8 protein-coding genes are annotated in these 9,049 nt (G+C 34.5%); 7 read left to right on the top strand and 1 reads right to left on the bottom strand.

Going from position 1 to position 9,049, the window contains the following annotated elements; translation table 11 throughout:
- Positions 1-438: 438 nt before the first annotated feature.
- From ADJ83_RS04750 to ADJ83_RS04740, 3 genes are all read left to right on the top strand, one after another.
- Positions 439-2,067: a catalase gene (locus ADJ83_RS04750; protein WP_231512557.1), complete on the top strand. Its 1,629-nt coding sequence runs from the start codon at positions 439-441 to the stop codon at positions 2,065-2,067.
- Positions 2,068-2,387: 320 nt separating this feature from the next.
- Positions 2,388-4,265: a molecular chaperone HtpG gene (htpG, locus tag ADJ83_RS04745; RefSeq protein ID WP_109769016.1), complete on the top strand. Its 1,878-nt coding sequence runs from the start codon at positions 2,388-2,390 to the stop codon at positions 4,263-4,265.
- A 166-nt stretch (positions 4,266-4,431) separates the two neighbouring features.
- Positions 4,432-5,157 (top strand): MBL fold metallo-hydrolase, encoded by a 726-nt coding sequence (locus tag ADJ83_RS04740; RefSeq protein ID WP_031537734.1) that lies wholly within the window; start codon positions 4,432-4,434, stop codon positions 5,155-5,157.
- An 84-nt stretch (positions 5,158-5,241) separates the two neighbouring features.
- On the opposite strand, the gene ADJ83_RS04735 is transcribed toward ADJ83_RS04740, so the two are convergent.
- Positions 5,242-5,865 (bottom strand): LysE family translocator, encoded by a 624-nt coding sequence (locus ADJ83_RS04735; RefSeq protein WP_031537736.1) that lies wholly within the window; start codon positions 5,863-5,865, stop codon positions 5,242-5,244.
- 257 nt (positions 5,866-6,122) lie between these two features.
- Between ADJ83_RS04735 and ADJ83_RS04730 the strand changes: the two genes are divergently transcribed.
- The 4 genes from ADJ83_RS04730 to ADJ83_RS04715 all read left to right on the top strand — a co-directional run bounded on the left by ADJ83_RS04730 (position 6,123) and on the right by ADJ83_RS04715 (position 9,021).
- Positions 6,123-7,397, top strand: a complete 1,275-nt coding sequence (locus tag ADJ83_RS04730) for a diguanylate cyclase domain-containing protein (RefSeq protein ID WP_031537738.1) — start codon at positions 6,123-6,125, stop codon at positions 7,395-7,397.
- 270 nt (positions 7,398-7,667) lie between these two features.
- Positions 7,668-8,042: a hypothetical protein gene (locus tag ADJ83_RS04725; RefSeq protein ID WP_031537739.1), complete on the top strand. Its 375-nt coding sequence runs from the start codon at positions 7,668-7,670 to the stop codon at positions 8,040-8,042.
- Positions 8,039-8,572, top strand: a complete 534-nt coding sequence (locus tag ADJ83_RS04720; protein WP_031537740.1) for a hypothetical protein — start codon at positions 8,039-8,041, stop codon at positions 8,570-8,572. The genes ADJ83_RS04725 and ADJ83_RS04720 overlap by 4 nt, the downstream gene beginning before the upstream one ends.
- A 149-nt stretch (positions 8,573-8,721) precedes the next feature.
- Entirely contained in the window at positions 8,722-9,021 is a 300-nt protein-coding gene (locus ADJ83_RS04715) for a coat protein (RefSeq protein WP_031537741.1), read from the top strand.
- Positions 9,022-9,049 lie beyond the last annotated feature (28 nt).

Below are 9,049 nucleotides of genomic sequence, written 5' to 3'. Positions count from 1 at the left end.
CCTCCGCTCCATTTCACTTCATTTTTAAACCTTTTTCTAAAATACAAATACGAACGATGATGTAAACCAACCGCATAATTGTTCGTGTTTACTGTTAGCTGAAATGTTTATGTCCCAGCCTCTTTGTATTTTCCTATGCATAACCATCCTTTATCTGGTAACACTACTTACGTACATAAATGGGTTAAAGAAGAAAGGAAAGGGGTATTAGTAAAAATCCCTTAATACATTTATTTGTGTACATAAATGATTATTAATTCTTTTAGGCGTTAATTTCGGGACTTTTTAATGCCTCTCTTGTTTGTACATTAACTTTCCATCTATCCATCTAATATGTACATCCTTTCGTTTACTTATAAAGAATTAATTAACATTTATTGGATACAATTAATAAGGACTAATGACTAGGAGGTAATTTTTTTGAGTGATAACAAAGAAATGGAGAAGAAAAACGGACAAGATCAGGAACGAGAAACGTTGACGACACGTCAAGGTCATCCAGTATTAGATAATCAAAATATCCGTACTATTGGTGATCGCGGACCAGCTACACTCGAGAATTACCACTTTATTGAGAAAATCTCCCATTTTGATCGTGAAGAGGTACCAGAGCGTGTGGTACATGCACGTGGGTCTGGAGCTTTTGGTTATTTTGAAACTTACGGAAAAGTTGGAAATGAGCCAGTAGAAAAGTATACTCGCGCAAAAGTATTTTCAGGCGCAGGGAAGAAAACACCATTAATGGTTCGCTTCTCTACAGTTGCAGGAGCTAAAGATTCACCTGAAACAGCACGCGATCCTCGTGGCTTTGCAGTAAAAATGTATACAGAAGATGGAAACTGGGACCTTGTTGGGAACAACCTTAAAATATTCTTTATTCGTGATGCTATGAAGTTCCCTGATATGATTCATGCATTCAAAGCAGATCCGGCTTCAAACGTTCCAAACCCACAGCGAATGTTTGATTTTGTTTCCCGTACGCCTGAGGCTACACATATGATAACCTTCCTATTCTCTCCTTGGGGAATTCCTGCTACATATCGTCACATGCAAGGATCTGGTGTAAACACTTATAAATGGGTTAATGAACAGGGTGAGGCAGTTTTAGTGAAATATCATTGGGAACCAAAACAAGGTATCCGAAATTTAACACAAGAAGAGGCCGAATCCATTCAAGCTAAGAACGTAGGTCATGCAACACAAGATTTATATGAATCAATTGAGCGCGGTGATTACCCAGAATGGGAGCTTTATGTGCAAATCATGGAGGATGATTATCATCCAGAACTCGACTTTGATCCTCTCGATGACACAAAGCTTTGGCCAGAGGATAAATTCCCATGGTTGCCAGTTGGTCGTATGGTCCTCGATCGTAATCCAGTCGATTTCCATGCTGAAATTGAGCAAGCTGCTTTTGGAACTGGAGTACTTGTAGATGGAATGGATTTTTCTGATGATAAAATGTTACAAGGGCGTACTTTCTCTTACTCTGATACACAACGCTATCGTGTTGGCGCAAATTATTTAAAAGTACCAGTAAATGCACCAAAAGCACCTGTCCGTACGAATCAACATCGTGGGCAAATGGATGTACGTGACCCGAAAGAGTCTGGTGAAAATCCACATATTAACTATGAGCCATCCATGCTCGGAGGTTTTAAAGAAGCAGGTAAAGAAAACCGTGTTCCTCATCAGCCAAAGTATAATGCAGCGGCAATGAGTGCTCCAATAGACAGACCTAATAACTATGGACAAGCCGGACACACATACAGAAGTTTTGAAGATTGGGAACGCGATGAATTAATAAAAAATCTATCTGAAGCACTGGCAATCTGCGATAAAAAAATTCAAGATGCGATGATTGAACACTTTACACAAGCAGATGAAGATTATGGTAATCGCGTGAAGGCAGGCATCGAATCAAAAATGAAAGAAATGAAAGAAATGGCTAAGGAAAATGTACCTGGACGTGAAGCAGGTATATCAAAATATGGTGAAGGTACAATAGATGCAAATCAAGCTACCAAAGATGCAGTAAAGAAAAGCCATGAGGCAGATCCTTATTAATGGAAATACGCGTAAGAAGAGATAAAAGAAGGAAGAGATTTCGCAATTAATATCAGGCTAATTTGTGACACATTTCGCATAAGATTTGTGTCCTTTTTTGATGTCTTAACAAAAAGTTAGAGCTAGTAACAAACCAATGGTTTCTACCATTACAGATATTAATGTAATCAAAAATTTAATGCTTAGCCTTCTTTTTCTCTAAACATCCTAATAATTGACATACCTTATGAAATATGATATTAAATTAATAGATTAGCACTCACGAACTTTAAGTGCTAATATTATTACATAAGAATGAAGAGAAAGGGTGTATAAAAATGATCGAAACAAAGGAATTTAAAGCAGAATCGAAACGATTATTAGAAATGATGATTAACTCCATCTATTCACAAAGGGAAGTATTCTTACGTGAGTTAATCTCAAATGCTAGTGATGCAATTGATAAAATCTACTATAAAGCTTTAACAGATGATACCATTAATTTTGAAAAAGATAATTATTTTATTAAAATAACAGCAGATAAAGAAAAACGGACATTAACTATTTCCGATACTGGAATTGGGATGACAAAGGAAGAGCTGGAATCGAATTTAGGTACAATCGCCAAAAGCGGCTCCCTTGCTTTCAAAAAGGAAAACGATTCGAAAGATGGCCATGACATAATTGGGCAGTTTGGGGTTGGATTCTATGCTGCATTCATGGTAGCAGATGAGGTAACAGTAATTACTAAATCTTTAAATAGTGATACTGCATATAAATGGATTTCAAAAGGTGCAGATGGTTATACCATTGAAGAAACAGAGAAATCGGCAATCGGTACAGATATTATCCTGACAATTAAGGAAAATACCGAAGAAGATCAATACGATGAATATTTAGAAGAATATCGCTTAAAATCGATTATTAAAAAGTACTCAGACTTTATCCGTTATCCAATTAAAATGGAAGTGACTTCAAGTAAATTAAAAGAAGGCACAGAAAACGAATACGAGGAAGTTAGGGAAGAGCAAATTCTAAATAGCATGGTTCCTATTTGGAGAAAGAATAAAAATGAATTAACAGATGAAGATTATCAAAATTTCTATGAAGAAAAACGCTATGGCTATGACAAACCGTTAAAGCATATTCATGTTAGCGTAGATGGTGCAATTCGTTATAACGCGATCCTTTATATTCCAGAAAAAACTCCTTTTGATTATTATTCTAAAGAATATGAAAAAGGTTTGGAGCTTTATTCAAATGGCGTTTTAATTATGGAGAAATGCGGGGACTTACTGCCCGATTACTTTAGCTTTGTAAAAGGTATGGTCGATTCAGAAGATTTATCTCTTAATATTTCAAGAGAAATGCTGCAGCATGATCGCCAATTGAAGCGTATTGAAAAGAATTTAACAAAGAAAATTAAAAGTCAGCTTCTAAGCCTACTAAAAGATGAAAGAGAAAAATATGAATCTTTCTATGAATCATTTGGTAGACAAATAAAATTTGGTGTCTACAATGATTTCGGAATGAATAAAGAAATGCTACAAGATCTTCTACTTTTCTATTCTTCAAAAGAGAAAAAATTAGTATCATTAGATGAATATGTAGAAAGAATGCCAGAAGATCAAAAATTTATATATTATGCATCTGGAGATTCTATTGAACGTATTGATAAGCTTCCACAAACGGAATTAGTTAGCGATAAAGGATATGAAATTCTGTATTTAACAGATGATATTGATGAATTCGCCATTAAAATAATTGCTAATTATAAAGAAAAAGAATTCAAATCAGTATCTAGCGGTGATTTAGGTCTTAACCAGGAAGAAGAAAAAGAAGAAAAAGAAGCAACAGAGGAAAATAAAGCATTGTTTGATTATATGAAGGATATTCTTTCCGATAAAGTGAAAGGCGTAAAAGTATCAACTCGTTTAAAATCACATCCTGTTTGCTTAACTGCCGAAGGAGAAGTCTCCATTGAGATGGAAAAAGTCCTAAGTATGATGCCAGAAAATCAAAATATCAAAGCAGATAAAGTTTTAGAAATTAACAAGAACCATGAAATTTTCCAAGCGTTAAGAGAGGCTTTTGAGAATGATAAAGATAAAGTGGCCCTTTATACAAACCTTCTTTATAACCAAGCATTACTAATTGAAGGTTTATCCATTGAGGATCCAGTAGAGTTCACAAACAATATTTGTAAACTAATGAAATAGACAACGAAAACCGCATTTTCAATTGGAAAGTGCGGTTTTTCTTCTTTATATCCTTCCCAATTTTTCCATTTATAAAAAACATCTTCTTCCTGTTAAATTATGTTTTACTATTTAAAACGAAACCGCTATACTTATAAAAAAACAATCAGAGATGGGGAACAATTATATGGCAGAATTAAAAGGAATAGAGATATTGACGATTGAAAAAAATTCCTTTGTCATGCACCCAACCCTAATATGGGATGAAAAACAAACATTATTAATAGATACAGGAATGCCTGGATATATGGAAGACATAAATTTAGTTATGGCTAAAGCAAATAAATCATTGGAAGATTTAACAGACATCTTGTTAACACACCAGGATATTGATCATATAGGCAGCTTACCAGAAATATTAACAGCATGCACACAGCATTTAACCATATATGCACATAAAGAGGATATCCCTTATATAGAAGGAAATCAACCTTTATTAAAAGCAAATCCTGCTAAATTTAATGAAGAGCAATGGGAAGCATTACCAGACTCATTAAAGTTTATTTATCTACACCCACCAAAGGCCCAAGTTACCAATTCACTAGAAGATGGTCAATTACTACCTATTAATGAAGGACTTGAGATAATTCACACACCTGGCCATACACCGGGGCATATAAGCTTATTCCATAAAAAATCAGGGACCTTGGTTGCTGGTGATGCATTAACTGCTGTAAACGGAAAGCTTCACCTACCTAATCCAGTACATACGCCGGATATGAACCTTGCCATTCAATCGATTGAAAAGTTTCTAACCTATCCAATTACAAAAATTGTGTGTTATCACGGTGGAATTGTATCTGATAATGTGATGGAACAATTACATGGTCTAGTAAAGTTAAAAACAATCTAAAAAAAGATGCCTTATCTAAAATATCTCTAAAACCATAAATAATAGAGAATGGTTCAGATAGGCATCTATTTCAAATGAAGATTTTTATAAAAAGAATTGAATCCCCCGAATTCCAAAATAGCCGCCGAATAAAAGCAATATTAGACCTGATATCTTGCTGATAAAGGTAATTAGCTGTTCGGAGACAACCGTTCGAAAGAAACTCGATAAAACCGAAACAGTGAGATCCCAGATGGCAACACCAAATAACATACAACCTGTATACAATAATAAGGTGCTTGTACTTAAATTATGTATAGTAGTGGCTAATATAGATCCATATATTCCTAGCCAGAAGATAATCGACAGCGGATTCATTATACTCATAAGCAACCCAGTTATAAACGATCGAAACATAGAGTTAGTATCCTTACTGCTTCTTGAGATTGTACTTGTTTTTGTCATGACTCCTTCTATACCTGTGTAAATGAGGACAAATGCACCAAATAGCCACAGAAAGGTTTGTACAATAGGGATATTAGCTAATTTTGCTACTCCAAAATATACGAGAATGATGAAGAAAACGTCACCCAATAGAGAACCTAGTGATAGAACCCAAGCATGACGAAAACCATATCTAAGACCTCTGTTTATAACTGCAGCATTCACAGGCCCAATCGGTGCTGCCAATGATAAACCTAAGGCAATATAATATAAAATACTATCCATTAATGATCCTCCTAATATAAACGTCTATATTAAACGTATTCAAAAAAGGAAGCCTGTACCACTTATTTAGGAAATTTTTTTACATGAGCAATTAAGGTTTCCATCGGTTTGAATCAACAATATTAAATTGTGGGGTTAATCCCTTGATTTCAAAGTATTCTTTAAAAAATAGACGAATAATGATATAATAGTTAAATAATAGAAAATACTGAAAACACCCATTTGCCTATAATTATTCTTTAGTAGGAGACTTAACGATGAATAGTATGAAAGATAACGATACACCATCTAATGATTTTTTTCGTTTGCTGGTGGAGCATGTAAACGACTGGATTTGGCAAATTAATGAACAATGGGAATTTACATATTCCAATTCCATCGTAGAAGAGACATTGGGATATTCCGCTAATGAATTACTTGGAAAATCGATGTTTTCTTTCATTAAAATAAATGAAGTAGAATCAGTTCAAGCAATTGTCTTGAGCGCTATGGAGAATAATAGTTCCTTACAAAATCTAGATTTCACGATGATTCACCGCAATGGGCATGAAGTATTTATCGAGACAAATGCGAATCCCATAATAGATAATCAAAATAATACTATCGGATATAGAGGCATAAATCGAGATATCACCTTATGGAAGAAAAATCAAGATCGTCAACAACAATTGCTAGATATTATCGAAGCTTCTCCAGACTTAATTGCAACAGCGGATAGCTTTGGAAATACCACCTATTTAAATCCTTCTGCTAGAGCTTTTCTTGGCATTCCTGAGGGAATAGAAGAATTACATTCCGTTAACGCACAGTTATGGACAAATAAAATTGTTGACATAAACGAAAACGAGCTTTCTGCTGAGAAAAGTATTTGGAGGGGAGAAAACACTCTTTCTAACTCTATGGGGAAAGAAATTCCTGTTTCGCAAATAATTGTGACCCACAAGGCTAACAATCAAAATATTCATTTCCTTTCAACGATTGCAAGAGATATTTCGGAAAGAAAGGCATATGAAAAGATTATAAAAAGACAAGCTTTATATGATACACTGACAGAACTACCGAATCGACGGCATCTATATAAAACCATTTCAAGATTAATGGATAGTAAGGATAAGGAGAAAACTTTTGCTTTGCTATTCATAGATATTGACGATTTTAAACAAATTAACGATACACTAGGTCATAAATATGGTGATCGAGCACTAAAGCTTATTGCTGCAAGGATGAAAGGTTCTGTAAGGGAGAATGATTTTCTATGCCGTTTAGGTGGAGATGAATTTATTCTCCTAGTAGAAGGTATGAACACAAAACAAGAAGTCGAGGATTATGCAAAAAGATTGATTTCGATTTTTAACCATCCACTCAGAATGGATAATAAGCTACATTCTATTACTTGTAGTATCGGCATAAGCATCTATCCTGATCATGGGAAAGATATAGAAACATTAATGCAAAACGCTGACAAAATTATGTATCATATGAAAAAACAAGGGAAAAATGGCTTTCAAATAACACAAACTAATGGAGGATGATTCAATAGCACATGCTAATGAATCGTTTTTTATGTTTAGGTATATATTACTAACTGCTCAGCAGCTCCACTTAATAATTTTCTGATTCCCTGTGCTAAACCTATTATTTTAAAGGATACTTGCTACTATTTTCATATAATAAAAGTTGCAAAATTGTCCCAACTTGTCTAACTATTGAAGGATTTTGTAGAATATGATCGAAAAATAATCAAAAAGAATGTATAATAGGTACTTAGGAAAGTAGATTCTGAAAGAGGGAGGATCATTAAAATGGAATGGACCCTAGCCATTTTGTTTATTGCAGCAGCCATTTTGCTCATTACTTCCGTTATTAAAGCAAAACAAACGTCAAAATCAGAGCAACGTGAAATAGATGTAATTCACCTTTCTGTGATGGAAGAAATAGCACAGTTGCAAAAACAAATTCGTCATCTTGAGCTGGACATAGAAATAATGGAAAAAGAATCTGGCGTTCAACTTGCTTCTAAGGACCGTACGGTTTTAAGAGAAGTACTTGACTTGCATAGACGTAAGTATTCAGTTGAAAGTATTGCAGCTCAAAAGAAGCTTACTCAAACTGAAGTAGAAGAGATGTTAGCTCCTTACTTACTTGGAAAAGAAGAAAGGAGAAGTGTTTTACAATGAAACCAACGATAATCACAAGTTTCGCAGCAGGACTACTTTTAGCAACATCTGTTAGTGGAATTGTCTATTTCTCTACAAAAGATGATTCTGTAAAGGCAGAAGAAAACAAAGTGGAAAAGGTAGACAAAGTGACGGAAGATGTAGCAAATACACCGACTGTAGAAGAAATGAAAGAAATTTTAACAAGCAGCGGATATGTTGTTCAAACTTCAGAAGAAGCGAAACAAAAGGAAGAAGAGCAAAAACAAGCATCTGAATCCAATACTTCTGAAGAAAAGAAAGAGGACAAAGAAGAAGAGCAAGAAGAGGAAGTGAAGACAGTCACTGTTACTGTTTCAAGCGGTATGACTAGCTATGATGTAGGAAGCATTTTACATGATGAAAAAATCATTAAAGAAACTGCCTTGGAATTCTCACAAAAAGTAGATAAAAAAGGCGTTGCAGAATACTTAAAGCTTGGTTCATTCAAAATAAAAAGCGATATGTCAACAGATGAAATCATTTCCAAAATTTTCAAGAAACAAAGCTAATATATAAAGGGTTGTTCAAAAAGGGTACTCTCTTTTGGACAATCCTTTTTTATGTAATAAATGGTTCAAATTATTCTGTTTCTATAGATTGATTCCCCAAACCTTGTTTTTTATGCCTCATAGACTAAAGAGAAGGGAGAATCAAAAAAATGCAAAAGAAAAAAAGGAATAAAAATCCGATAAGAATCTGTCTGCCAGGTGGTTATCGCTATTGTGGACCGGGTTGCAGCGGTCCTGGTGCGCCAATTAATTATGTAGATTCCTGTTGCCAAAGACATGATCAATGTGTTGACACATACGGTTCCTGTCGATATTGTGATGAAAGATTACTGCACTGTGTCCAATCAAGATTAAGAGAACATAGTCAAGAAGGCAAAACAGCCAGATTAATTTCTGATTTTATGCGATTTCGACTAGAAATTAACGGGGGCTGGAGAAGGAATCGATAATATCTTCTTATTTACGATAATATACTGA

The sequence above is a fragment of the Bacillus sp. 522_BSPC genome (assembly GCF_001076885.1).
GTDB classification, from domain to species: domain Bacteria; phylum Bacillota; class Bacilli; order Bacillales; family Cytobacillaceae; genus Niallia; species Niallia hominis.
This window is presented reverse-complemented; position numbering and strand designations above follow the sequence as displayed.

Bases quoted from the DNA above. Each gene is read 5' to 3' on its own strand.
- ADJ83_RS04720 (WP_031537740.1), top strand. From the start codon at position 8,039: ATGAAACCAACGATAATCACAAGTTTCGCAGCAGGACTACTTTTAGCA.
- ADJ83_RS04735 (WP_031537736.1), bottom strand. From the start codon at position 5,865: ATGGATAGTATTTTATATTATATTGCCTTAGGTTTATCATTGGCAGCA.
- ADJ83_RS04715 (WP_031537741.1), top strand. From the start codon at position 8,722: ATGCAAAAGAAAAAAAGGAATAAAAATCCGATAAGAATCTGTCTGCCA.
- ADJ83_RS04740 (WP_031537734.1), top strand. From the start codon at position 4,432: ATGGCAGAATTAAAAGGAATAGAGATATTGACGATTGAAAAAAATTCC.
- ADJ83_RS04725 (WP_031537739.1), top strand. From the start codon at position 7,668: ATGGAATGGACCCTAGCCATTTTGTTTATTGCAGCAGCCATTTTGCTC.
- ADJ83_RS04730 (WP_031537738.1), top strand. From the start codon at position 6,123: ATGAATAGTATGAAAGATAACGATACACCATCTAATGATTTTTTTCGT.
- ADJ83_RS04750 (WP_231512557.1), top strand. From the start codon at position 439: ATGGAGAAGAAAAACGGACAAGATCAGGAACGAGAAACGTTGACGACA.